Annotated in this window: 24 protein-coding genes and 1 other RNA gene; 15 read left to right on the top strand and 10 right to left on the bottom strand. The window is 73.5% G+C overall.

Features of this window, described 5'->3' with window-relative positions:
- Positions 1–334: 334 nt before the first annotated feature.
- An RNA gene (gene rnpB, locus AB0P07_RS19415) (RNase P RNA component class A) lies at positions 335–738 on the bottom strand.
- A 50-nt stretch (positions 739–788) separates the two neighbouring features.
- Positions 789–1,355 carry a Uma2 family endonuclease gene (locus AB0P07_RS19420; protein ID WP_365552473.1) on the bottom strand — a complete coding sequence of 189 codons (567 nt, stop codon included), beginning with the start codon at positions 1,353–1,355 and terminating at the stop codon, positions 789–791.
- A gap of 174 nt (positions 1,356–1,529) precedes the next feature.
- On the opposite strand from AB0P07_RS19420, the gene AB0P07_RS19425 reads away from it, so the two are divergent.
- From AB0P07_RS19425 to eda, 4 genes are all read left to right on the top strand, one after another.
- Positions 1,530–2,291, top strand: a complete 762-nt coding sequence (locus AB0P07_RS19425) for a MerR family transcriptional regulator (protein ID WP_365552148.1) — start codon at positions 1,530–1,532, stop codon at positions 2,289–2,291.
- On the top strand, positions 2,288–2,902 hold the full coding sequence (locus AB0P07_RS19430) for a hypothetical protein (RefSeq protein WP_365552149.1): 615 nt from the start codon (positions 2,288–2,290) through the stop codon (positions 2,900–2,902). Before AB0P07_RS19425 ends, AB0P07_RS19430 begins: the two co-directional genes overlap by 4 nt.
- Before the next feature lie 37 nt (positions 2,903–2,939).
- A complete protein-coding gene (gene yaaA, locus AB0P07_RS19435) occupies positions 2,940–3,722 on the top strand; it encodes a peroxide stress protein YaaA (RefSeq protein ID WP_365552150.1) in 783 nt (260 codons plus the stop codon).
- Positions 3,723–3,800: 78 nt separating this feature from the next.
- The gene (eda, locus tag AB0P07_RS19440) at positions 3,801–4,463 is read left to right on the top strand and encodes a bifunctional 4-hydroxy-2-oxoglutarate aldolase/2-dehydro-3-deoxy-phosphogluconate aldolase (protein ID WP_365552152.1); all 663 of its coding nucleotides are present in this window, start codon (positions 3,801–3,803) and stop codon (positions 4,461–4,463) included.
- Here eda and AB0P07_RS19445 read toward each other — a convergent pair.
- From AB0P07_RS19445 to AB0P07_RS19455, 3 genes are read right to left on the bottom strand one after another with little or no spacing between them, the layout of a single operon-like run.
- Positions 4,438–5,655: a bifunctional RNase H/acid phosphatase gene (locus tag AB0P07_RS19445; RefSeq protein ID WP_365552153.1), complete on the bottom strand. Its 1,218-nt coding sequence runs from the start codon at positions 5,653–5,655 to the stop codon at positions 4,438–4,440. The two genes, eda and AB0P07_RS19445, sit on opposite strands and share 26 nt — an antisense overlap.
- A 10-nt stretch (positions 5,656–5,665) precedes the next feature.
- Complete coding sequence (locus AB0P07_RS19450; RefSeq protein WP_061445042.1) at positions 5,666–6,409, bottom strand: C4-type zinc ribbon domain-containing protein; 744 nt, start codon at positions 6,407–6,409, stop codon at positions 5,666–5,668.
- Positions 6,406–7,263 (bottom strand): Nif3-like dinuclear metal center hexameric protein, encoded by an 858-nt coding sequence (locus AB0P07_RS19455; protein WP_365552155.1) that lies wholly within the window; start codon positions 7,261–7,263, stop codon positions 6,406–6,408. The genes AB0P07_RS19450 and AB0P07_RS19455 overlap by 4 nt, the downstream gene beginning before the upstream one ends.
- A 232-nt stretch (positions 7,264–7,495) precedes the next feature.
- On the opposite strand from AB0P07_RS19455, the gene AB0P07_RS19460 reads away from it, so the two are divergent.
- On the top strand, positions 7,496–8,812 hold the full coding sequence (locus tag AB0P07_RS19460; RefSeq protein ID WP_365552157.1) for a hypothetical protein: 1,317 nt from the start codon (positions 7,496–7,498) through the stop codon (positions 8,810–8,812).
- Positions 8,813–8,909: 97 nt separating this feature from the next.
- The gene (locus AB0P07_RS19465; RefSeq protein WP_365552158.1) at positions 8,910–9,077 is read left to right on the top strand and encodes a hypothetical protein; all 168 of its coding nucleotides are present in this window, start codon (positions 8,910–8,912) and stop codon (positions 9,075–9,077) included.
- Between the two features lie 140 nt (positions 9,078–9,217).
- On the opposite strand, the gene AB0P07_RS19470 is transcribed toward AB0P07_RS19465, so the two are convergent.
- Complete coding sequence (locus tag AB0P07_RS19470; RefSeq protein WP_365552160.1) at positions 9,218–10,117, bottom strand: MaoC/PaaZ C-terminal domain-containing protein; 900 nt, start codon at positions 10,115–10,117, stop codon at positions 9,218–9,220.
- Between the two features lie 139 nt (positions 10,118–10,256).
- Between AB0P07_RS19470 and AB0P07_RS19475 the strand changes: the two genes are divergently transcribed.
- From AB0P07_RS19475 to AB0P07_RS19490, 4 genes are all read left to right on the top strand, one after another.
- Complete coding sequence (locus tag AB0P07_RS19475; RefSeq protein ID WP_365552162.1) at positions 10,257–11,171, top strand: ABC transporter ATP-binding protein; 915 nt, start codon at positions 10,257–10,259, stop codon at positions 11,169–11,171.
- Positions 11,168–11,896 carry an ABC transporter permease gene (locus tag AB0P07_RS19480; protein ID WP_365552164.1) on the top strand — a complete coding sequence of 243 codons (729 nt, stop codon included), beginning with the start codon at positions 11,168–11,170 and terminating at the stop codon, positions 11,894–11,896. Before AB0P07_RS19475 ends, AB0P07_RS19480 begins: the two co-directional genes overlap by 4 nt.
- Before the next feature lie 37 nt (positions 11,897–11,933).
- Positions 11,934–13,160 carry a sensor histidine kinase gene (locus AB0P07_RS19485; protein WP_365552165.1) on the top strand — a complete coding sequence of 409 codons (1,227 nt, stop codon included), beginning with the start codon at positions 11,934–11,936 and terminating at the stop codon, positions 13,158–13,160.
- A 199-nt stretch (positions 13,161–13,359) separates the two neighbouring features.
- Complete coding sequence (locus AB0P07_RS19490; RefSeq protein WP_365552167.1) at positions 13,360–13,992, top strand: response regulator transcription factor; 633 nt, start codon at positions 13,360–13,362, stop codon at positions 13,990–13,992.
- Positions 13,993–14,116: 124 nt separating this feature from the next.
- On the opposite strand, the gene AB0P07_RS19495 is transcribed toward AB0P07_RS19490, so the two are convergent.
- Complete coding sequence (locus tag AB0P07_RS19495; protein ID WP_365552168.1) at positions 14,117–15,553, bottom strand: MFS transporter; 1,437 nt, start codon at positions 15,551–15,553, stop codon at positions 14,117–14,119.
- A gap of 271 nt (positions 15,554–15,824) precedes the next feature.
- On the opposite strand from AB0P07_RS19495, the gene AB0P07_RS19500 reads away from it, so the two are divergent.
- The 5 genes from AB0P07_RS19500 (at position 15,825) to AB0P07_RS19520 (ending at position 20,869) form a co-directional block, all read left to right on the top strand.
- Entirely contained in the window at positions 15,825–17,585 is a 1,761-nt protein-coding gene (locus AB0P07_RS19500; RefSeq protein WP_365552169.1) for an MFS transporter, read from the top strand.
- A gap of 202 nt (positions 17,586–17,787) precedes the next feature.
- The gene (locus AB0P07_RS19505) at positions 17,788–18,450 is read left to right on the top strand and encodes a class I SAM-dependent methyltransferase (RefSeq protein ID WP_365552171.1); all 663 of its coding nucleotides are present in this window, start codon (positions 17,788–17,790) and stop codon (positions 18,448–18,450) included.
- A gap of 22 nt (positions 18,451–18,472) precedes the next feature.
- Positions 18,473–19,453, top strand: a complete 981-nt coding sequence (locus tag AB0P07_RS19510) for an N-acetylmuramoyl-L-alanine amidase (RefSeq protein ID WP_365552173.1) — start codon at positions 18,473–18,475, stop codon at positions 19,451–19,453.
- Positions 19,454–19,611: 158 nt separating this feature from the next.
- Entirely contained in the window at positions 19,612–20,475 is an 864-nt protein-coding gene (locus AB0P07_RS19515) for a hypothetical protein (RefSeq protein ID WP_365552175.1), read from the top strand.
- Positions 20,476–20,581: 106 nt separating this feature from the next.
- Positions 20,582–20,869, top strand: a complete 288-nt coding sequence (locus tag AB0P07_RS19520) for a hypothetical protein (RefSeq protein WP_365552176.1) — start codon at positions 20,582–20,584, stop codon at positions 20,867–20,869.
- 67 nt (positions 20,870–20,936) lie between these two features.
- On the opposite strand, the gene AB0P07_RS19525 is transcribed toward AB0P07_RS19520, so the two are convergent.
- Genes AB0P07_RS19525 through AB0P07_RS19535 form a run of 3 tightly spaced genes read right to left on the bottom strand, consistent with a single transcriptional unit; the run spans position 20,937 to position 24,156 of the window.
- Complete coding sequence (locus AB0P07_RS19525; RefSeq protein ID WP_365552178.1) at positions 20,937–22,034, bottom strand: prenyltransferase; 1,098 nt, start codon at positions 22,032–22,034, stop codon at positions 20,937–20,939.
- A complete protein-coding gene (locus AB0P07_RS19530) occupies positions 22,031–22,765 on the bottom strand; it encodes a class I SAM-dependent methyltransferase (protein WP_164410068.1) in 735 nt (244 codons plus the stop codon). The genes AB0P07_RS19525 and AB0P07_RS19530 overlap by 4 nt, the downstream gene beginning before the upstream one ends.
- Positions 22,759–24,156, bottom strand: coding sequence for a glycosyltransferase family 4 protein (locus AB0P07_RS19535; protein WP_365552180.1), 1,398 nt, complete (start codon positions 24,154–24,156; stop codon positions 22,759–22,761). The genes AB0P07_RS19530 and AB0P07_RS19535 overlap by 7 nt, the downstream gene beginning before the upstream one ends.
- Positions 24,157–24,195 lie beyond the last annotated feature (39 nt).

The raw sequence follows: 24,195 nt of genomic DNA on the forward strand, positions 1-24,195 counted from the left end.
TCAAATTACCGTGTGCAGACCCACTGGGCGCCGCGTCCTCATGCACAGCGGCACGGACCGCCACGACCGACAACGTCGAGGCCGCGTAATTCCCCCCTGTCCAGGATCACCCCGAAGTCTGCGACGTCAGCGTCACGCTCCGACGGCTGTCGCGAACACCCAGCTCAGAGGCGTCGTCCGCCCTCCGCTCCAGGGACTTTTCAGGGACTTTCAGCCCTGTCCGAGGGACTCCCGAGGGACTTTCCGCCGCGTAACGCGGCAAGCCCCCGAAAGACCGGAAAGAGCCTCCGTCCCAGATCAGAGGCCCTTTCCAAGGCAAAGCCGCAGGTGGCGGCAGACGAGTCGGGCTGTACGCCGGGTTCTGTTCCGACGGGGCCTCGCGGTCCCGTCGGCGACGGCCATCCATCTAGGGCCGGCGTTGCCACCGGCCTCCAGCGGTCTACCCGCGGACTCGGGCGGGCAGCCCTCGATCGTCCGCGCAGAGCGCGTTTTACGGCGCTCCTCTTGACCTTGCTCCGGGTGGGGTTTACCTAGCTGCCCAGGTCGCCCTGGGCACTGGTGGTCTCTTACACCACCGTTTCACCCTTACCGGGGGCCGAAGCCTCCGGCGGTCTGCTTTCTGTGGCACTGTCCCGCGGGTCACCCCGGGTGGCCGTTAGCCATCACCCTGCCCTGTGGAGCCCGGACGTTCCTCGGGAAGTCCCGTGAGGGACTCCACGCGGCCGCCCGCCCGGCTCGTCTGCCGTGCGGACCATGGTACCGGGCGCGGGGGTGGCCGTCCGACGGGCTCAGAGGAAGTCGGTGGTGTCCAGGTCGAAGGAGAAGGGGGCGGCGAGGGTCAGCGACTTTCCGAAGGCGACGGTGCAGTGCTGTCGGTAGTCGTCGTGGCCCGGATCGCTGAACAGCGTGATCGACGACTCCTGGCGGTCGACGAACAGGTGGAACGGGATATCGCCGCGCGCACAGGCACGGCGTTTGGCCTCGCGGTCGGCCTCGGGCTTGCCGGAAGGCACCTCCAGCACCAGTGAGACACCGTCGCAAGGCGTCCAGGGCTCGGCCCCCCGGTAGAGCCTGGACCTTCTGGGCGCAAACGTGCCGTCGGGGATCACATGGTCCGCCATGAGTCCGTCGGCGTTCCCCAGCTTGAGGCCCTTGTTGCCGGAGAACTGCATGTCGGTGACGGACCGCCGGTGCACCTGGCTCACCATCAGCCCGATGTAGTCTTCGTGGTCCCCGTCCGGCGGCGGTGTCACGACGATCTCCCCCTCGATCAGCTCCGCCCGGAACCCCTCCGGGGTGTCCAGGTCGAGAAACCACTCCAGCAAGAGGTCCCGCGTGATCGGTTCGTGTGCCATGGCAGTCATGTCACGCCCCTCCTTCGGTCGCTCGCCAGGCTGGGGCATCGGCTGATCACCTGTCCGAGAGATCGGGAACCGCTCCCTCGATCGCGGCACAGGATCGGCGTCGGTGTCCGGGAGGCGAACCGCCGCGCTTGACCCTGTCGCAACGTCAACGTTTCTACTGGGGTCATGCGGATCGGAGAACTCGCCGGTGCCGTCGGCGTCACCACGCGGACCGTGCGGCACTACCACCATCAGGGCCTGCTGCCCGAGCCGGAGCGGCTGGCCAACGGGTATCGGACGTACACGTTGCGGCATGTCGTCGTGCTGGCCCGGATCAGGCGGCTGACCGAGTTGGGGCTCGGGCTCTCGGAGGTGCGGGACGTGCTCGCGGAAGAGGCCGGGAAGGACCTCGCCGAGGTGCTGGAGGAACTGGACGCGGATCTCGCGCGTCAGGAGGCGGCGATCCGGGACCGCCGGGCGCGGTTGCGCGAGCTGCTGGAGGCGGAGGGCGGGATACCGGCCGAGGGGCCGGTGTCGCCGGAGCTGGCCGAGCTGTTCGCCGGGATCGGGGACATGTCCGGCTCGCCGATGGCCCTGCGGGACCGGGAGATGCTGGTGCTGCTGGAGAGCACCGTCGCGCCGGAGGAGCGGGCGGGGCTGCTGGAGGCGATGCGCGGTGCCCTGGGTTCGCCGGAGGCGGCGACACGGGCCCGCCGTACCTATGCGCTGCTCGACGAGCTGGCCGACGCCGACGCCGACGACCCCCGCGTGGCCGAGGCGGCCCGCGTCCTCGCCGACTCCGTGCCCGCCGAGCTGCTGCCCGAGGAGGGCTTCGACCTCGACAACGGCCACGGCCTCCTGCGCGCCCTGTACGCCGACTTCGCGCCGGCCCAGGCGGAGGCGGTCCGGCAGGCCATGGAGATCGCCGCCCGGGGACGGCGGTCATGAGGGGCACCGGTCTCGCAGCGGTTGCGCACCTGCTCGTACGGCACGAGCTGCGGCTGCTGGCGAGCCTGTGGCTGTGGGCGGTGCGGCGGACCCACGGGGCGGCGGGCGGCGGCGCCGTCTTCGGGTACGCGCGGGGGCAGGGCGCGATGATGGGCGGGTTCGCCTTCGTGTGTGTCGTCGAGTCCGTGATGATGTCCGTGCTGCTGCGGGACTGGCCCGCCGTGCACCACGTGGTGCTGGTGCTGGACGTGTACACCGTGGTGATCGTGATCGGGCTGCACGCCGCGTCCGTGGTCCGACCGCACGTCCTGGACCCGGACGCCGGGACGCTGCGCATTCGGCGGGCCGTCCACGTCGACGTGCGGATACCGCTGGAGCGGATCGCCTCCGTCCGGCGTGAGCTGCGTACGACGCACGAGCCGAGGGACGGGGAGCTGAACCTCGCCGTAGGGTCCCAGACCTCCGTCACCGTCGAACTCGCCGGGCCCGTCACCCACGTCTCCTTCTTCGGGCGCCGGCGGGAGGTGCGGGTGGTGCGGTGCCATGCCGAGGACCCCGGGGCGCTCGTACGGGCCGTCGAGCGGGCGCGGGAGGGGCACGCCGTACCCTGATCGGGAGCCCGGGGGCTCGCGAAGTGAAGGAGTACGTGTGCTTGTCCTGCTGCCGCCGTCCGAGGGGAAGGCCGCGTCCGGCCGGGGTGCCCCGCTGAAGACCGGGTCACTGTCCCTGCCGGCGCTCACCACGGCCCGGGAGGCCGTCCTCGGCGAGCTGGTCGGGCTGTGCGCCGGTGACGAGGAGAAGGCGCGCGAGGTGCTCGGGCTGAGCGAGGGGCTGCGCGGCGAGGTCGCCAAGAACGCGGAGCTGCTGACCGCGGGTGCCCGTCCGGCCGGGGAGATCTACACCGGGGTGCTGTACGACGCCCTGGACCTGGCCTCGCTGGATGCCGCCGCCAAGCGGAGGGCGGCCAGGTCGCTGCTGGTGTTCTCCGGGTTGTGGGGTGCCGTGCGGGTGACCGACCGGATTCCCTCCTACCGGTGCTCGATGGGCGTGAAGCTCCCCGGCGTCGGGGCGCTGGGCACGCACTGGCGGGTGCCGATGGCCGAGGTGCTGCCGGAGGCGGCCGGGAGCGGGCTCGTCCTCGACCTGCGTTCGGCGGCGTACGCGGCGGCCTGGAAGGCGAAGGGCGAGGTCGCCTCGCGGACGGCGACCGTGCGGGTGCTGCACGCGCCGACCCGGAAGGTGGTCAGCCACTTCAACAAGGCGACCAAGGGGCGGATCGTGCGGAGTCTGCTGGCGTCCGGCACCTCGCCCGAGGGGCCGGCCGAGCTGGTGGACGCGCTGCGTGCCCTCGGCTACGAGGTGGAGGCGGAGCGGCCCGCGAAGGCCGGGAAGCCGTGGTCGCTGGACGTGCTCGTGGACGAGGTGCACTGACCTCGCCAATCACCGACCGCCGTTGCATGTCTTGCAACGGCGATTGCAGAGCGTGCGTTTCGGCGGCACGATGAGGGCATGAGTTCTCCGCTGCCCTCCTCCCCCGCCGCCTCGGTGCTGGATCTCGCGCCCGTCGTCCCCGTCGTGGTCGTCGACGACCTCGCCGAGGTCGTGCCGCTCGCCAGGGCGCTCGTCGCCGGGGGGCTGCCCGCGATCGAGGTGACGCTGCGGACGCCGGTCGCCCTCGACGCGATCCGGGCGATCGCCGCCGAGGTGCCGGACGCGGTGGTCGGCGCGGGCACCGTCATCACGGCGGAGCAGGTCGGGGAGGTCGTGGCGGCCGGAGCGCGGTTCCTGGTCAGCCCGGGGTGGACGGACGTACTGCTGGAGGCGATGCGGGGGTCCGGGGTGCCGTTCCTGCCGGGGGTGTCGACCACCTCGGAGGTGGTGGCGCTGCTGGAGCGCGGGGTGCGGGAGATGAAGTTCTTCCCGGCCGAGGCGGCGGGCGGCACCGCGTATCTCAAGGCGCTCGCCGCGCCCCTGCCGCAGGCGCGCTTCTGCCCGACCGGCGGCATTACGCCGGCCTCCGCTCCAAAGTACCTGGCGCTTCCCAACGTCGGGTGTGTGGGCGGCAGTTGGATGCTGCCCAAGGACGCGGTGGCCGACCGCGACTGGGCGCGCGTGGAGCGGCTCGCCCGCGAGGCGGCCGGACTGCTCAGCGCAGGTGGGACGTCTCGTTGAACAGGCGCACGCTGGCGCCGCCGTCCGCGTAGTACGCCACCGCCGACAGGGACGCCGCCGACAGTTCCATCCGGAACAGCGACTCGGGCGGGGCGCCCAGGGCCAGTTGCAGGAAGGTCTTGATCGGCGTCACATGGGAGACCAGCAGTACCGTGCGGCCCGCGTACGCCGCGACCAGCTTGTCGCGGGTGGCGGCGATCCGGGCGCCGGTGGCCGCGAAGCTCTCGCCGCCGCCGGTGGGTTCCGCGTCCGGGGAGGCCAGCCAGGCGTCCAGGTCGGCGGGGTAGTGCTCGCGCACCTCGCCGAAGGTGAGCCCCTCCCACGCTCCGAAGTCGGTCTCCCGCAGCCCCTCCTCGACCGCCACCTCCCGGCCGAGGCGGGCGGCGACGATGCCGGCGGTCTCGCGGGTGCGGGCCAGGGGTGAGGCGACGACCGCCTCGATCGTGCCGCGCCGGGCGAGGCTCTCGGCGACCTTCTCGGCCTGCTCCCGGCCGACGGCCGACAGGGACGGATCACTGCCCCCGCTCCCGGAGAACCGCTTCTGCGGGGTGAGCGGCGTCTCCCCGTGCCGCAGGAGGACGAAGGTGGCGGGGGCGCCCATGTCGGGGGGTCCCCAGCCGGGCGAGGCCACGGCCTTCGCGGCACGGACGTCGGTGTCGGCGGCCGTCCGTGACCCCACGCCGGCGGTGGCCGCGCCGGACGCGGCGTCGAGCTCCGCCGTCGACTCGGACGGCGACCACTGCTCGCCGCGTGCACCCGCGTCCATCGCCTCGTTGGCCAGGCGGTCGGCGTGCTTGTTGTCCGCGCGGGGAATCCACTCGTACGTCACACGGCCGGGCGGGAAGACCCGGGCCGCCTCGGTCGCCAGAGGCTTCATGTCGGGATGCTTGATCTTCCAGCGGCCCGACATCTGCTCGACGACGAGCTTGGAGTCCATGCGGACGTGCACGCGGGCGTCCGGGTCCAGCTCCTTCGCCGCGCGCAGGCCGGCCAGCAGGCCCCGGTACTCGGCGACGTTGTTGGTGACGACCCCGAGGTACTCGGCGGCCTCCACCAGGGTCTCCCCGGTCGCCGCGTCCAGCACCACCGCGCCGTAGCCGGCGGGCCCGGGGTTGCCCCGTGACCCGCCGTCGGCCTCGACGACGAACTCCCGCGCGGGTCCCACGACCGGACGCTCCGCCTGGTCGGCCACCGGACCGGCCCTACAGCCCGGAGTCGGCCGTGCGCACCAGGATGCGGCGGCAGTTCTCGCAGCGGACGACCGTGTCGGGCGCCGCCGCCCGGATCTCGCTCAGCTCGGTGATGGCCAGCTCCTGGCGGCACCCCTGGCAGCTGCGCTGGTACAGCTTGGCCGCGCCGACGCCGCCCTGCTGCTCGCGCAGCTTGTCGTAGAGCTTGAGCAGGTCCTCGGGGACGGAGCCCGCGACGACCTCGCGCTCCTTGGTCACCGAGGCCGCCTCGCCGTCCAGCTCCTCGACGGCCGCGTCGCGGCGCGCGGTGGCGTCGTCGATCTTGCCCTGGACCGCGCCGACCCGCTCGGTCAGCTCGGCGACCCGCTCCTGCGCGGACTCGCGGCGCTCCATCACCTCCAGGACGACGTCCTCGAGGTCGCCCTGGCGCTTGGCGAGGGAGGCGATCTCGCGCTGGAGGTTCTCCAGGTCCTTCGGGGAGGTGACGGCGCCGGAGTCCAGGCGCTGCTGGTCGCGGCCGGCGCGCTGGCGCACCTGGTCCACGTCCTGCTCGGCCTTGGTCTGCTCGCGGGCGCAGTCGCTCTCCTCGGTCTGCGCGGCCACGAGCAGGTCGCGCAGCTGGGTGTGGTCCTTGGTCAGCGACTCGATCTCGGCGTGCTCGGGCAGGGACCGGCGCTTGTGCGCGAGCTGCTGGAGCCGCGTGTCGAGGCCCTGGACGTCGAGGAGGCGGATCTGGTCGGCGGGCGCGGCTTTCAGTTGGGGGCTCCCATTGCGCTAGAGGTCGGGGCGGACGCCGCGTGGGCGGTCCAGGGGTCGGTGACCGTCTTGGAGACATGGACCCTGAGGTCCCAGCCGTTGCGGTCGGAGATCTCGTCGAGCTGGGCGGCGCCCAGCTCGCACCAGGGCCACTCGGTGGCCCAGTGTGCCGCGTCGAGCAGCGCGAGGGGGCTGTGGGCGCGGGCTTCCGAGACCGGGTGGTGGCGGAGGTCCGCGGTGAGGAAGGCGTCGACGCCCGCCGCCCGTACGTGGTCGAAGAGGCTGTCGCCGGAGCCGCCGCTGACGGCGACCGTGCGGACGGTCGCGTCCGGGTCGCCGGCGACGCGGATGCCCTGCACCGTGGCGGGCAGCCGCTCGGCGGCGCGGGCGGCCAGCTCGCGCACCGTCAGCGGATGCCGCAGCTCGCACACCCGGCCCAGACCGCGGCGCCCCTCGGGGTCACTCGGGTCCGGCACCAGGGGCCGTACGACGTTCAGGTCGAGGGCGCCGGCCAGCGCGTCGGAGACGCCCGGGTCGGCGGTGTCGGCGTTGGTGTGGGCGACGTGCAGGGCGATGTCGTTCTTGATCAGGGTGTGCACCGCGCGGCCCTTGAAGGTGGACGCCGCGACCGTCGTCGTCCCGCGCAGATACAGCGGGTGGTGGGTGACGAGCAGGTCGGCGCCGAGCTTCACCGCCTCGTCGACGATCTCCTGGACGGGGTCCACCGCGAACAGGACCCGCGTGACCTCCTGGTCGGGGTCGCCCACGACGGTGCCGACCGCGTCCCAGGACTCGGCCCGCTCGGCGGGCCACAGGTTGTCCAGCGCGGCGATGACTTCTGACAGACGGGGCACGCGTGCAAGGCTACCTGGAGGTTCTGCGCCGTTGTACCCGCAGCCGCACCCCTCTGCCGCACCCCTCGTCCGCGCCCCTCTGCGGCACCCGCCGTCCGGTCCGGCCCAGCACACACCGTGCCCTTCCCTCAGGCGAATCGTTCCTGTGACACACGTATGTGTGATGGGGACCGGCGTCGGTCCCACGCCCGTGCGTGCGAAAACTAGCTTCGTCGCCGGAGGTGACCGAACGATGACGGCCTGTGCGATCGAGCCCTCGGCGGACCCCGGCGACGGCGGGGTCCCGCTGGTGGGTTGCAGCATCACCGCGGAGGGTGCCTACGCCGCGCGTCTCGCCCGGAGCGGCGGTGGCGGCGGTGCGGCCTGGTACCCCGAGCGCTGGACCCTGGACGGTCCCGAGCCGTACGCGGTGCCGCTGCCGGGCAACCAGCCCGAGGAGCCCGGCACCGAGGTGCAGCCGATGGGCGACGGGCGGGTCCTGGTCCACCGGGTGGCGGCCGGCCGGCACCTTTTCGCGCTGCTGTACCCGACCGGGCCCGGCACCGGCGAGCTGCCGCTCGGCGCGGTCGAGTGCCCGGCCGACGGCACGGGGCTGCGGCTGCTGCCGCCGGTTCCGGGCGGCGAGCGGGCGTACGCCCTCGCGGCCGGTCCGCGTGCGACGGTGCTGTGGCAGATCGCGGGCGGCGCCTTCGGGCCGGAGCGGGTGGCCGAGATCCCCGGCCGCTGCTCGGGCGGGGCCTGGCTGGACCGCGCGGGGCGGATGCTGGCGCTGGACCGGGAGACCGGCGGGCGCACCAAGGCGGTCGTCGTGGACCTGGAGGGGGACGGCGAGGTGTCGCCGTTGCTGCAGATCGCCCCGGACAGCGACGACCGGCTGCTGCTGGCCGACCCCGACAGCGGGCTGGTGCTCATCGGCTCGGACGCCCCTTCGCCGGGGCGGGAGCGGCTCGGCTGGGGCGTGCTGGGCAGCACGCTGCCGGTGCGCTTCCCGGAGTGCCTGCGGATGCCGGACTGCGTCGTGACACCGTTCGCCGTCCAGCCGGGGCAGGTGCTGACCCCGGAACGCTGCGCGGTGGCCCTGCGCGTGGACGGCGCGTTCGGCAGCTGGGTCGGGGTGTGGCGGCCCGCCGAACGGCGGGTGCGTCATCTTCCGGCGCCGCAGGGGTGGTTGACGGGGGCCGGGCTGTGGACGCCGGACGGGGAGCTGCGGCTGCCCTGCTCCACACCGCGGTCGCCGTGCGGGGTGGCCCGGCTGCTCGCACCGGACACCGCCGACGCGGGCGGCGCGGACGGCACGAACGGCGCGGACGGTGCAGGTCACATGAACGGTGCGGGTGGCACCAACGGTGCGGCCGGCACTGGCGGTGCCGACGGCACTGGCGGTGCGGGTGGCGCCAGCGGCGCGGACGGCGAGCGGCCCGGGAATCCGGAGGGAGCGGCTCCGGGCGAGTCCGGCGGCGACCCCGGTACGGCGGACGCTCCCGCCCCCGCCCAGCCGCGCCCCGTACCGCTGCAACAGGCCCCGCTGGCACGGCTTGTAACGAAGTAGTGCCGGTTGGCGTGGCCGCCTGGATCCGTCCCGAGGTGTGCCGGTTAGACTCGCCCGGCTGTAGGAAAGATCATGTTGACGGGGTGAATTCCTTCCGATGAACGACGCCAGCACGACCCAGCCGATGCAGGCCGCCGGTGCCGACGTTTCCGGGATCGACACCGGTCACGGCAAGCACCGTGGGCCGGTTTCCAGCCAGGAGGGCGAGGCGACCCCACAGGGACGCCACCGCAAGCCTGCCGAGGAGTCCGGGACGGCCGCCTGACGGCACGGACACGGCACACACGAAAGCACGCGGCTCCGGCCCCGTTCGTCGCATCCGACGGACGGGGCCGTTGTCGTAACCCGTGACCCGTAATCCGTAATCCGTGACCCGTGACCCGTGACCCGACCCGCGACCCGTCGTCAGCCGTACTGGACGACGGTTTCGGCGAGAACAGGCGCGTCACCGCGCTCGACGACGCTCACGGCCACCCGCACCTCCCCCGCCCCGCCGCCGTCCGCCCCACCGCCGTCCGGCCGGGCGGTCCGCCACATCCGCACCCGCAGCGTCTCCCCCGGGTACACCACCCCCGCGAACCGCGTGCGGTACGCGCGCACCCGGGTCACGTCGCCGTCCAGCAGCGTGTCGACGACCGTCCTGAGCGTGGCGCCGTACGTGCACAGTCCGTGGAGCACGGGCCGCTCGAAGCCGGCGCGCGCGGCGAACTCCGGGTCGGCGTGCAGGGGGTTCCAGTCGCCGGAGAGCCGGTAGAGCAGGGCCTGGTCCTCGCGCACGGCGCGTTCGACGACGTGGTCCGCCGGCTCGGCGGGCGGTGGCGAGGGGCGTCCGGACGGGCCCCTCTCACCGCCCCAGCCACCTTCCCCGCGGACGAAGACCTCGGCCTCCTCGGTCCACAGCGGTCCGTCGGCGTCGGTGACCTCGGTGCGCAGGACGAGGACGGCCGCGCTGCCCTTGTCGTACACGGCGACGACGTGCGAGGACGCTCTCGCCCTGCCCCGCACCGGGACGGCGGGCCGGTGCAGCCGCAGCCGCTGCCCGGCGTGCAGGACGCGGGCGAGGTCGACGTCGACGCCGGGCACGGACAGGGTGCCGATCACTCCCGGGGCCCCGCCGCCGGCCACCGTCGCGAAGCTCGGCAACACGTGCAGCCGGGACTCCAGGGTGTAGCGCAGCTCGCCGGGGTCGGTGGCGGGCCGGCCCGCGCCGATGCCGAGGTGGTAGAGCTGGACGTCCTTGTGGTCCCAGGCGATCTCGCGGACCCGGGGCGCGGCGGCGAGCGCCCCGGCTGCGTCGATGGGCATGGCTCTCCCGGCTCGTCTCCCACGCGTCCCTGCTGTCCCGGTCACCGTACGGGAAGCCCGCCGCCCATGACATTTGTCCTGCCGATCTCCGGACAACCGCATCTGCCGACGCCCCCGCCGGCTCCGTAGCGTCATCGGCATGACACCGACAGAGGGCACCACCCCCGCCGTCTCCTTCGCGGGAGCGGCCAAGGCGTACGGCGACGTCCGCGCCGTCGACGGCATGGACCTGCGCATCGAGCGCGGCGAGACCGTCGCGCTGCTCGGCCGCAACGGCGCGGGCAAGTCGACGGCGATCGCGCTGCTGCTCGGTCTGCGCGCGCCCGACGCGGGCACGGTGGAGCTGTTCGGCGGTCCGCCGGAGGGCGCCGTGCGCACCGGCCGGGTGGGGGCCATGCTCCAGGAGGCGCGGGCGGTCCCCCGGGTGACCGTGGGCGAGCTGGTCGCCTTCGTGGCCGGCCGCTATCCGGCGCCGATGCCCGTCGGGCAGGCCCTGGAGCTGGCGGGGATCGCCGCGCTGGCCGGGCGGCGCGTGGACCGGCTGTCCGGCGGCCAGGTCCAGCGGGTGCGGTTCGCCCTCGCGCTGGCCGGCCGCCCCGACCTGCTGGTCCTGGACGAGCCGACGGCGGCCCTGGACGTGGAGGCCCGGCACGCCTTCTGGCAGTCGATGCGGGCCTACACCCGGGGTGGCAGCACGGTCCTCTTCTCCACGCACTACCTGGAGGAGGCCGACGCGCACGCCGACCGGATCCTGTTCGTCGACCGGGGCCGCGTCGTCGCGGACGGCACCGGCGACGAGTTGCGCCGGGCGGCGGGCGGCAGCCGCGTCTCCTTCGCCCTGGCCGGCCGGCCCACCGACGACCTGACGCTGCTGCCCGGGGTCCGCTCGCTGGAGGTGCGCGGGGACCGTGCGCTGCTGCGCACCGACGACTCCGACGCGACCGTGATCGCCCTCGCGGAACTCGGCGCGATTCGCGGCCTGGAGGTCTCCCCGGCGTCCCTGGACGACGCCTTCCTGGCCCTGACGACGAAGACGAAGGAGAGCGTGCGATGAAGGGCGGGACGATGGACTACCTGCGGTTGGAGACGCGCCGTACGCTGCGCGATCCCGGCTTCGTCATCGGCGGCATCGCCATGCCGGTCCTGATGTATCTGCTCTTCACCAACCTGGGGGGTGACGCGGGCGGGTGGAAGACGGGCGCGATGGTCGGCATGGCCGCGTACGGCGCGGTGGGCTCGGCCCTGAACACCGGCGGCGGGGTCGCCGAGGACCGCGCGATCGGCTGGCTGCGGCAGCTGAGGGTGACTCCGATGCCCCCGCACCAGGTGGTCGCGGGCCGCGCCCTGACCGCCTCCGTCACCGTGCTGCCCGCGATCGCCGCGGTCCTCGGCGCGGGCGGCCTGGTCAACGGCGTACGGCTGGACGCCTGGCAGTGGGCGGCGCTGGCGCTGCTGCTGTGGCTCGGGTCGGTACCGTTCACGCTGCTGGGCCTCGGCAACGGCTACCGGCTGACCGGGCAGACCACGGGCGTGGCGAACATGGTGGCCAACCTGGGCCTCGCGGTGATCGGGGGCCTGTGGTTCCCGCTGGCGCTGTTCCCGGAGTGGCTGCGCACGGTGTCGTCGTACACACCGGCCAACCGCTTCGCGCAGCTGGGCACTTCGGTGGCCACGGGGCAGGCACCGCCCGCAGGTGGAATCCTCGTCCTCGCGGGATGGCTGCTGGCGTTCGGTGCCTACGCCGTCCTGTCCTACCGCCGCGGCGCGGGAAACGACTGAGCGCCCGGTGCGCCCGAGCGGAAGGAAGCCGACAGCCATGACCGGGACCCGAGGGCGGCTGCGCAGGATGTCGCACCGCCTGGACGCGTGGCAGCTGGCACGGCAGCCCGAGCCCGAATCCGAACCGGCCCAGGGCGGCGAACGGCCGGAGCGCGTCGGCCCGCCGCCGACCGGGTTCACCCTGCTGCCGTGGCTGCTGATGGGCCTCGGCAGCCTCGCGAACATCTTCCAGGGGGACAGCGCCAACCCGTGGATCGGCGGCGCGGGGCTGATCGTCTTCAACTCGCTCTACATCCACGTCGCCTTCCGCTCCTTCCACAAGACCCTGCGGGAGTCGCTGAACACGCGGCTGGCACTGGCCGCGATGGCGGTGGTGACCTGCGCGCTGGCGCTGGCGTACGGCGGCAGCTGGCTGCTGTTCTTCCCGCTGCTGGGCCTCGCCGCGGGGGCGGCGCTGCGCGGCCGGTGGCTGGGCCGGTGGGGCTGGTCGCTGGCGGTGGTGGCAGGCGTCGTGGCCGGCGTCAAGGACGGCTGGACCGGCCTGAGCATCGCCTATGGGACCTTCCTCTCGACGATGGTGACGGCCGCGATCCTGAGCCTGTCCGACGCCGTACGGCAACTGCGCGCCGCCCGGGAGGAACTGGCCACCCGCGCGGTGGCGGAGGAGCGGCTGCGGTTCTCGCGCGACCTGCACGACCTGCTGGGGCACACGCTGTCGGTGATCGTGGTCAAGTCGGAGGCCGCCCGCCGGCTGGCGCCCCGGGACCTGGACGCGGCGCTGACCCAGATCACGGACATCGAGTCGGTCGGCCGCCAGGCGCTGACCGAGGTCCGCGAGGCGGTCACCGGCTACCGGGAGGGCAGCCTCGGCACCGAGCTGGACCGGGCCCGTTCGGCACTGGACGCGGCGGACGTGGAGGCGGTGGTCCGCCGCTCCGGCCCGCCGCTGCCGCCGCAGACTGAGGCACTGCTGGGGTGGGTGGTGCGGGAGGCGGTCACCAACGTCGTACGGCACAGCGGCGCGAGCCGCTGCGAGATCGCGGTCTCGGGCGGTGCGGACCGGGTGCGGCTGACGGTCACGGACGACGGCACGGGCGTGGCGGGACAGACGCAGGGTCCGGGCACGGGCCTGACCGGCCTCACGGAACGCCTGGCCACGGCGGGTGGTTCGCTCACGGCGGGGGTGGAGCCGCGGGGCGGCTTCTCGGTGACGGCGGAGCTTCCGGTGCGGGAGGAGGAACGGCCGGTGGGCGCAATGGCGTAGCTGCCGGGCGGGCGGCGGCCCCGGGACCCTCGGTACGGCGCCGGGACCGTCGGCACGGCAGGCGGGACCGTCGGCACGGCAGTCGGGACCGTCGGCACGGCAGTCGGGACCGTCGGCACGGCAGTCGGGCGAACCCTCGGTGCGGCCGCCGTCCGGGCCTTCGTGCGTCCGCACGGCCGGTGCGTCCTAACCTTGCCCCGTGACCGACGAGACTCCCCCTGTCCGCCCCGTCCGTGTCCTCCTCGCCGAGGACCAGGGCATGATGCGCGGCGCGCTCGCGCTGCTGCTCGGGATGGAGGCGGACATCGAGGTGGTCGCCCAGGTGGCGGCCGGGGACGAGATCGTCGCCGCCGCGCTCGCGCACCGCCCCGACATCGCCCTGCTCGACATCGAACTGCCGGGCCTGAGCGGCCTGGACGCCGCCGCCGAGCTGCGGGAGCGGGTGCCCGGCTGCCGGGTACTGATCCTGACCACGTTCGGCCGCCCCGGGTACCTGAGACGGGCCATGGACGCGGGTGCCGCCGGTTTCCTGGTGAAGGACGGCCCGGTGGAGGAGCTGGCCGGTGCGATCCGCCGGGTGCTGGCCGGTGAGACGGTCGTCGATCCGGCGCTGGCCGCGGCCGCGCTCAGCGCGGGTCCCAGTCCGCTCACCGGCCGGGAGTGCGACGTGCTGCGGGCCTCGGCGGACGGTGCGACGGTCGCGGACATCGCCGCGGCGCTGCATCTGTCCGAGTCCACGGTCCGCAACTATCTGTCCGCCGCGATCGGCAAGACCGGTACCCGCAACCGGGCGGAGGCGCTGCGCGCGGCTCGGCAGCGGGGGTGGGTTTGAGCGAGGGAGGGTGGTTTGCGGTGGTTCGTCGGCCGCGGGCCGGTGGGGGTTGCTCGCGCCCCGCGGCGGAGCCGCACACGGACACGGCCCCGCGCCCCTTCGGGGCGCTTCCTTCTGGGCTCGTTCAGTCCTTCGCGTGTGTCTTCGGCAGCCATGCCCACATCAGTACGGCCGCCCCGACCAGGACCGCCGCCGCCGTGCGGAAGACCAGGGCGTAGCCGTCCGTCAGGGCCGCCGGGTCCGCGTGCTCGCCGCCGGAGCGGGCCGCCGCGATCGTCGACATCACCGCGAGGCCCAGCGAACCGCCCATCGTCCGCGAGGTGTTGATCAGCCCGGAGACCAGTCCGGCGTCCCCGGGAGCCGCACCGGAGATGGCCAGCGAGGCCAGCGGGGTGGCCGTCAGGCCCGCGCCCAGCATCATCAGCACGCCGGGAATCATGATCGCGGTCAGATAGCCGCCGTCCGCGGTCATCGTCGACTGCCAGCCGAAGCCGACCGCGGCGACGAGCGCGCCGAGCACGGCCACGTTCCGGGCTCCGAGCACCGGCAGGAACCGCGGGGCCGCCTTCGAACCGAGGATCACCGCGAAGGAGCTGGGCACCAGGGCGAGGCCGGCCTCCAGCGGGGAGTAGCCCAGGACGTTCTGCGTGTACAGGGTCATGAAGAACCACATCGAGAACATCGACGAGCCCGACACCAGCATCGCCACGTTCGCCGACGCCACCGACCGCAGCCGCAGCAGTGCGAGCGGGATCAGCGGGGCCGCCGTCCGCGCCTCGACCAGGAGGAAGAGCCCGAGCAGGACGAGGCCGGCGAGCAGCGGCAGCAGCGCGGCGCCCGCCGTCCACCCCTCGGACTCGGTCTGCGAAATGCCGTAGGCCAGCGTGGCGAGTCCGGTGGTCACCAGCAGGGCGCCCGGCAGGTCGAGGCGGCGGCGCTCGCCGCCCCGGCTCTCGGTAAGCCAGCGCACGGCGCCGGCCAGCACGACCGCGCCCACCGGCACGTTGATCAGCAGCACCCAGCGCCAGGACAGCCCGTCCACCAGGACGCCGCCGACCAGACCGCCCGCGGCCCCGCCGCCCGCGCCCACGGCGGTCCAGGTCGCGATGGCGCGGGCCCGGGCCGCGCCCTCCGGCACCGCGGCGGTCAGCAGCGTCAGCGTCGAGGGGGCGAGTACGGCCGCGCCGAGGCCCTGCACCGCCCGCGCGGCCAGCAGCTGCCAGCTCTCCTGGGCGAACCCGCCGCCCAGCGAGGCCAGGGTGAACAGCCCGAGCCCGACCAGGAACATCCGCTTGCGCCCGTACAGGTCGCCGGCCCGGCCGCCGAGCAGCATGAACCCGGCGAAGGCGATGGCGTAGGCGTTGACCACCCACTGGAGGCCCTGGGCGCCGAGTCCGAGGTCGGTGCGCATCGAGGGCAGGGCGACGTTGACGACGGACACGTCGAGCACGACCAGGAACTGTCCGGCGCAGGCGAGCGCCACGACCAGCCAGGTCGGAGGCGTGCGGCGGGCGGATACGCGGCGGGTCGGGGTGGCGGTGGGGCCGGTGGCTTCGAGCATGGGTGTCATGGTCTCAACCCGGGTCTGCCCCTTGCATCGGTTTTTGGTCCCGCGCCCGTCCCGGGCCGCCCTAGGACCTGAGTCGTAGGCGACGGGGATCCGAGGCACGGGGCGACCGGCCGGTGAACCGCGTGCAGGGGTGTTCCCAAGAGAAGGTCAAGAATTAGTTAGGGACTCGAAGCAACGGAATAGTTGCCCGGGCGCACGAGGTTCAGCCTGCACGTACCCGCGATCACGCGTTCACCGATTCCCGGCCCGGAGGCCCCACCCCATGTCCCACACGACGACCGACGAGCCCGTGCGGCGAGCGAGCGGGGCCACCGTCCCGGTGCTCGCGTTCGCGGGCATCGTCGTCGCGGTGATGCAGACCCTGCTTGTCCCGGTCATCAAGGACCTGCCCCGACTCCTGGACACCTCACCCAGCAACGCCACCTGGGTCCTGACCTCCACGCTCCTGTCCGGAGCCGTGGCCACGCCGATCATGGGCCGACTCGGCGACCTGTTCGGCAAGCGCCGCATGCTGATCGCCAGCCTGTCGGTGATGGTCGTCGGCGCGCTGCTCAGCGCACTCACCGACGCGCTGATCCCGATGATCGTCGGCCGTACGCTGCAGGGCTTCGCGATGGGCGCGATACCCCTGGGCATCGGCCTGATGCGCGACATGCTGCCCCGTGAGCGGCTCGGCTCGGCGATGGCGCTGATGAGCTCCTCGATCGGCGTCGGCGGCGGTCTGGCACTGCCCGCCGCGGCCCTGGTCGCGCAGCACACCGACTGGCACGCCCTGTACTTCGGCGCCGCCGGCCTCGGTGCCCTCTCCATCGCCCTGACCCTGCTGGTCGTACCCGAGTCGCCGCTGCGCGCCAAGGGGTCCTTCGACCTGCCGGGCGCGCTGGGCCTGTCCGCCGGTCTGATCCTCTTCCTGCTGCCGATCAGCAAGGGCAGCGACTGGGGCTGGTCGTCCCCCACGACGCTCGGCCTGTTCGCCGCCGCCGTGGTGGTGCTGCTCCTGTGGGGCCTGATGGAGCTGCGCGTCGCGGCCCCGCTGGTCGACCTGCGCACCACGGCCCGCCGCGAGGTCCTGCTCACCAACCTCGCCTCGATCATGGTCGGCGTCTCCTTCTTCGTCATCTCCCTCGTCCTGCCGCAGCTCCTCCAGCTGCCCTCCGAGACCGGTTACGGCCTCGGTCAGTCGATGGTCGTCGCGGGCCTGTGCGTGGCCCCGCTGGGCCTGACGATGATGTTCACGGCGCCGGTCTACGCCCGTCTGTCCGCCCGCTACGGCCCGCGCACCACCCTGATCATCGGCCTGGTGATCATCGGGATCGGTTACGCCGGCGGCCTCGGCCTGATGAACGCCGCCTGGCAGACCGTCGTCACCTCGGTGCTGATCGGCGCGGGCATCGGCCTCGCCTACTCCTCCCTGCCCGCGCTGATCATCGGCGCGGTCCCGGCCTCGGAGACGGGCGCGGCCAACGGTCTCAACACGCTGATGCGGTCCATCGGTACGTCGGTGTCGAGCGCCGTCATCGGCATGGTGCTCGCCAACACGTCGACCGACGCGGGCGGCGTCGCCGTCCCGACGATGCACGGCTTCCGCGTCTCCTTCCTGATCGCGGCCGCCGCCGTCGCCGTCGGCCTGGTGCTGGCCTTCTTCCTCCCGCGTCGCAGTTCCGCGAGGGTCTCCCAGCTGCGCGCGAGCAGCGAGGAGGACGCCAACCTGGCCCGCGCCGAGCAGGCCCTCGCCGGCGCCGGGGAGGAGCCCGCGCACGGCTTCCGCGGCCGGGTACTGGCCGCCGACGGCGTTCCCGTCGCCCGTGCCAAGGTGACCCTGATCGACCGGCACGGTCGCCAGGCGGGCTCGACCCTCTCCGCGGGGGACGGCAGCTACGCCGTCGCCGTGCCCGCCCGGGGCGCGTACGTCCTGGCCGCCCGTGCCGCGGGCCACGCCCCGCTCGCCCACGCGGCGACCCACGGCGGCGACCGCCCGGTCGACCTGGACCTCTCCCTGCCGGGCGAGACGGTCCCGGCCTGACCCGCGCCCACCCCCGTACCCCCTGTCGCGGCAAGCGGCCGGGGGTACGGCAGCATGGGCACCGGCACATCCCCGCACCGGGCACCACGCACGACGTGCGACACCCGACGATCGACGTTCGACACCCGACGATCGACGTTCGACGCACGACGCACGACGCACGACGCACGACGCACGACGCACGACGCACCGAAAGGCCCCCATGACCGCGGCCCCCACCTCCTCCCCCTCCCCCGACGTCCTGGCCGCTTTCGAGGCCGCGAAGGGGTTCATGCCCGCGCACGAGGGCCGCGCGCTGTATGCCGCCGCCGTGGAAGCGGGCGGGCTGGGGCTGCCGCTGCTGGAGGTCGGCACGTACTGCGGGCGTTCCACCCTGCTGCTCGCGGACGCGGCCCGCCGGGCCGGGGTCACCGCGCTCACCGTCGACCACCACCGGGGCAGCGAGGAGCAGCAGCCGGGCTGGGACTACCACGACCCGGAGACGGTCGACCCCGAGCTGGGCGTCATGGACACCCTGCCCGCCTTCCGCCGCACCCTGCACCGGGCGGGCCTGGAGGAGCACGTGGTCGCCCTGGTCGGCCGCTCGCCGCAGGTCGCCGCGGTCTGGAACTCCCCGCTGGGTCTCGTCTTCGTCGACGGCGGCCACACCGACGAGCACGCGACCGCCGACTACGAGGGCTGGGCCCCGTACGTGGCCGACGGCGGCCTGCTGGTCATCCACGACGTCTTCCCCGACCCGGCCGACGAGTTCACCGGCCAGGCCCCGTACCGCGTCTGCCTCAGGGCGCTGGCGTCCGGCGCGTTCACCGAGGTCTCGGCGACCGACTCGCTGCGCGTCCTGCGGCGAACGGGTCCGGGGATCTGAGGGCGCGGTTAGAGTCGCTGACGTGTCGTACACAGGCCCGGACTTCGAACCTCCCCAGCCCCGCCGCTCCCCGTTGCGCCGCCCCCTGACCGTGGCGGTCGCCGCGCTCGTGCCCGGGGCGCTGCTCGGGTGGGGGGTCTACGCGGCGGTCGGCGGCCCGGACGACGGCGACGGGGGCGGCGCCGACCGCGCGGGCGCCGTACGGACGTCGGCGACGCCGTCCGCCGGTGCTTCCGCGCCCCCGGGCGAGGCCGACGGCAACAAGCCCGCGGGCTCCTCCCCCGCCCCCACGTCCAAGAAGCCGTCCGCCTCCCGGCCCGCCGCTTCAGGCCCTCTCAAGGGCAAGGTCGTCGTCATCGACCCCGGCCACAACCCCGCCAACTTCCAGCACGCGTCCGAGATCAACCGCAAGGTGAACGTCGGCACGCACTGGAAGGAGTGCGACACGACGGGCACGGCCACCAACGCGGGCTGGCCGGAGGCCGAGTTCACCCTCGACGTGGCCCACCGGCTGCGCGACCTGCTGGAGAAACAGGGCGCGACCGTGAAGCTGACGCAGGACGGCGACCGTTCGTACGGTCCCTGCGTGGACGAGCGGGCCCGGATCGGCAACGAGGCGAAGGCGGACGCGGCGATCTCGATCCACGCCGACGGGTCGGGGGCGGGCAACCGCGGCTTCCACGTGATCATGCCGGGCTCCGTGCACGAGGGCGCCGCCGACACCCGCGCCATCGTGGCGTCCTCCGCCGAACTGGGCAAGAACGTCGCGGGCGCCTTCGTGCGCGTCACGGGCTCCGCACCGTCCAACTACCTCGGCGACGGCACCGGCCTGGTCACGCGCACCGACCTGGGCGGTCTCAATCTGTCAACGGTTCCCAAGGTGTTCATCGAGTGCGGCAACATGCGCGACCGCACGGACGCGGCGCTGCTGACCAGCGGCAGCTGGCGGCAGAAGGCGGCAGAGGGGATGTCTGAGGGAATCGTGAGTTTCCTGCGCGGGTGAGGACCGGTGTCCCGATCCCTGCGGACAGCCCCGAGCTCCGGACGATAGTGTCGTCCGTACGATGAGGGGCCACCCCCGCGCTTCACACCGGAACCTTTCGGCGCCATCGTGACAGCGACGCCTCTACCGACGACGAGACGACCTACGAAGGACCTGAAGTGAATATCCGCTCCCTCACTCGAGGCGACGGCGTGGTGATCGGAGCAGCGGTGTTGCTGTTGATCGCGTCGTTCCTCGACATCTACTCGATCGAAGGTGTGTCGGACAGTGCCGACATCCCCACGCTGTGGGGCAGTGGCCCGGTCGTGCTCGGTGTCGTCCTCGCGGGCGTCATCGGCGCCGTGCTCGTCGTCCTGAGCCACGCCGTGCCGCAGCCCAAGAAGGTGGCCGGTCTCGACCTCGGCCAGTTCGGCATCGCGTTCACGGTGTTCGCCGCCTGGTGCGCGCTCGGCAACATCTTCGACCCGGCGGGGGCCTTCGACAACGACGGGGGCCTGGACAACGTCGGCGCCGGCACGGGCCTGATCCTCGCCCTCGTCGCCACGCTGGTCATGGCCGCCGCGGCCGTGGCCACCCCGCTGCTCCCCGCCCTCAAAGGCACCCTGATCCCGGCCGCCCGTCCGGCCGCGCCGCAGCCCTACGGCGGCCAGCCCCAGGGCGGCTACGGCTACCCGGGCGCCCAGCAGCAGCCGTACGGCGGCCAGCCGGGGCAGCCGGGTCCGTCCTTCGGCGGCCAGCCACAGCCGGGGCAGCCGCAGCCCGGTCAGCCGCAGGCCCCGCAGCAGGCGCAGGCCCCGCAGCAGGCACAGGCGCAGCCGGCCGGGGACTTCTCCCCGTTCTGGTTCGCCGTGCCGGTGCCGCGTCCGCTGTTCGCGGAGGACGGCTCGCCGACCCCGATCGCCGAGCTGGCCCCGGGCACCTGGTACCTGGCCGTCGAGCAGCGCGGCGCCCACCTGGTCGCCCAGACCCAGGACGGCCGCCGCGGCGTCCTCCAGGACACCTCGGGCATCCAGCGCGGCTGACCGCGTCCGCCCCTCCGAAGCCTCAACGGCCCTCCGTCCGGACCCTGTTCCGGCGGGGGGCCGTCGGCGTAGGTTTCCTCCCGCCCTGCGCGGCCATACGCAAGGCATGTCTGGATACCACGGTTCGAACTCCGCGGGCAGGGCCGTCGCGATCGTCGCCGACATCATGGCCCTCATCCTCGGCCTGTGGATATTGATGTACCTGTTGGACGCCAACCGGGCCAACGACCTGGTGCGGTTCGTCCATGACGCGGCCGACTGGCTGGCCGGCTGGTCGCGCGACCTCTTCACGTTCGACGAGGCATGGGCCCGGGTCGTCGCCGGCTACGGACTGGCCGCGGTCGTCTACCTCTTCGTCGGCCACGCCGTCGCCAACCGCCTCGGCCGCCACTGACCGCGCCGTCGCCGACGGGGACGCACCGGCCGGCCGCGCCGTCACCGACCGCTTCCCGGCGGGCCGCTCAGACGCAGCAGTCCGGGTCCAGCCCTCTGGGCAGCCGGTCGCCCGCGAAGACCTGGCAGGTGGCTTCGTGGCCGCCGAGCGCGGCGACGGCGAGGAGCAGCGACCCGGCGGTCCAGGTGGTCAGTTCGCGGGGCCAGATCGCCTCGTCCTCGAAGACGTACCCCGTCCAGTACAGGCCGCTGTCCGCATCCCGCAGGTGCTGGATGGACTGGAGGATCTCCAGGGCGTGGTCGGACTCGCCCACCGCCCACAGGGCGAGCGCGAGTTCGGCCGACTCGCCGCCGGTCACCCACGGGTTGGGGACGACGCAGCGCACGCCGAGGCCCGGGACGACGAAGCGGTCCCAGCTCTCCTTGAGGCGGGACCTGGCCTCGGTGCCGGTCAGCGCGCCGCCGAGGACCGGGTAGTACCAGTCCATCGAGTAGCGGCCCTTGTCCAGGAACCGCTCCGGGTGCCGGCGGATGGCGTGCCGCAGCGCACCCGCCGCCAACTCCCAGTCGGGCTGCGGCTCTTCGCGCTGCTCGGCGATGGCGAGGGCACAGCGCAGGGCGTGGTGGACGGAGGAACTGCCGGTCAGCAGCGCGTCCTTGGTGTCCGTTCCGTCGTCGCCCTGGCGCCAGCCGATCTGTCCGCCGGGCTGCTGGAGGCGCAGCACGAACTCGACGGCCGCGTGGACGACGGGCCACATCCGGTCGAGGAAGGTGTCGTCGCCGGTGGCGAGGTAGTGGTGCCAGACGCCGACCGCGACGTAGGCGACGAAGTTCGTCTCGCGGCCGCGGTCGGTGACGTCGGTGAAGTCCCCGTCGGCGTAGGCGGCGTACCAGGAGCCGTCCGGGTTCTGGTGCCGGGCCAGCCACGTGTACGCCCGCTCGGCGGCCTCGTGCTCGTCGGCCGTGTCCAGGGCCATCGCCGCCTCGATGTGGTCCCACGGGTCGAGGTGGTGTCCCCGGAACCACGGGATCGCCCCGTCCTCGCGCTGTACGGCGAGGATGCCGCGGACGGTCGCGGCGGCCTCGTCGGCGGTGAGGACGCCGGGCAGGACGAGGTGTTCGGTGCGCGGGGTGCGAGGTGTGCCGGGGGTGCGGGGCGAGGTCACGCGGCGTCCACCGGCGGCAGGTGCGGCTTGGTGGCGTAGGCGACGAAGCTCTTGCCGATCAGCGGGTTCAGCGCCTGCTCGGCGACCCGGGTCGCCAGCGGCTTCTTCATGATGTCCCACACCAGCAGCTTGTGGTACGCCCGCACCGGCAGCGCCTTGTCGTTGTCGACGCCGAAGGCGCACTTCAGCCACCAGTACGGCGAGTGCAGGGCGTGTGCGTGGTGGGTGCCGTACGGCTTGAGACCGGCCTCGCGGATGCGGGTGAGGAGCTGGTCGGCCTTGTAGATGCGGATGTGGCCGCCCTCGACCTCGTGGTAGGCGTCGGAGAGGGTCCAGCAGACCTTCTCGGGGCCGTAGCGCGGCACGGTGACGGCGATGCGGCCGCCGGGCCTGAGGACGCGGACCATCTCGGCGAGGACCCCCTTGTCGTCGTGGATGTGCTCCATCACCTCGGAGATGATGACGACGTCGAAGGACTCGTCGGGGAAGGGCAGGGCCAGCGCGTCGCCCTCCATCGCGGTGGCGGTGGCGCCGGCCGGGGCCTCGCCGGCCTCCTTCATCGCCGCGAACCACTTGGCGACCTCGCGGATTTCCTCGGCGTTCTGGTCCAGCGCGACGACCTGGGCCCCGCGCCGGTAGCACTCGAACGCGTGCCGGCCGGCGCCGCAGCCGAGGTCCAGGACGCGGTCGCCCGGGGCGAGCGGGAACCGGGAGAAGTCGACGGTCAGCACGTGGCCCTGCTTTCGGGGTAGACGCCGGTGTCACGGGGGGTCGGGGTCGCGGGCACGGTCTCCTGGGTGGCCGTGGCGGCGGGACGCTGGCCGATGGCCGCGCGGTAGCGGGCGACGGTGCCCTCGGCGGCGCGGGCCCAGGTGAAGTGCTTCAGTACCCGTTCGCGTCCGGCCGCGCCGAGCCGGGTCCGCAGTTCGCGTTCGCCGAGGAGCCGGTTCAGCCCGGCGGCCAGCGCGTCCGCGTCGCCGGGCGGCACCGCGAGGCAGGTCTCCCCGTCGGGTCCGGCGACCTCCGGGACGGCCCCGCCGGTGGTGGCGAGCAGTGCGGTGCCGGTGGCCATGGCCTCGGCGGCGGGCAGCGAGAACCCCTCGTACAGCGAGGGCACGCACGCGACCTCCGCCGACCGTACGAGGTCGACCAGTTCGGCGTCGGAGATGCCCTTGACGAACTCGACGGCGCCTTCGAGGCCGTACCGCTCGATCGCCTGCGCGACGGGCCCCTCGGCGGGCCGTCTGCCGACGACGACGAGGTGGGCCCGGGGGTGCTCGGTGCGCGCCTTCGCGAGCGCCTCGACGAGGAAGACCAGGCCCTTGAGGGGCACGTCCGCGCTGGACGTGGTCACGATCCGGCCCGGCACCCTGGGCACCGACGGGTCGGGCGAGAACAGGTCGGTGTCGGCGCCGATGTGGACGACGTGGATGCGGTCGTCCCGGACGCCGAGGTGGTCGACGATCTCCTGGCGGGAGGTGCCGGAGACGGTGAGCACGGAGGGCAGGCGGCGCGCGACGCGCTTCTGCATCCGGGTGAAGGCGTACCAACGGCGCACCGAGTAGCGGCGCCCCCGGCTGTCGGCGGCGTCCAGTTCCAGCTGCCGGTCGACGGTGATCGGATGGTGGATGGTGGTGACGAGCGGCGCGCCCACGTCCCCCAGCAGCCCGTACCCGAGCGTCTGGTTGTCGTGCACGACGTCGAAGTCGCCGCGGCGGGCCCGCAGATGCCTGCGGGCGCGCAGCGAGAACGTCAGGGGCTCCGGGAAACCGCCGGTCCACATGGTGCCGACCTCGAGCGCGTCGATCCAGTCGCGGTACTCGTCGCGCTTGGGCGTGCGGAAGGGGTCGGGCTGGCGGTAGAGGTCGAGGCTGGGCAGCTCGGTGAGGGACAGCCGGTCCTCGTGCCCGTCGAGGACGTCGAGCACGGGGTAGGGCTGGGCGCCGATGACCTCGACACGGTGGCCGAGGCGGGCCAGTTCGCGGGAGAGGTGGCGGACGTAGACGCCCTGGCCGCCGCAGAACGGGTTCCCCTTGTAGGTGAGGAGTGCGATGCGCAGCGGTGGCAAGCCGTCGGCTGCGGACTCCGGACGGGGACCCGTCCGACTGGCCTCGGCGGTCACTCTGGGCCCCCTTCTCACTGCGCTGTCCCGCGACACTAC

Source organism: Streptomyces sp. NPDC085944 (assembly GCF_040686295.1).
Classification (GTDB): Bacteria; Actinomycetota; Actinomycetes; order Streptomycetales; family Streptomycetaceae; genus Streptomyces; species Streptomyces salinarius.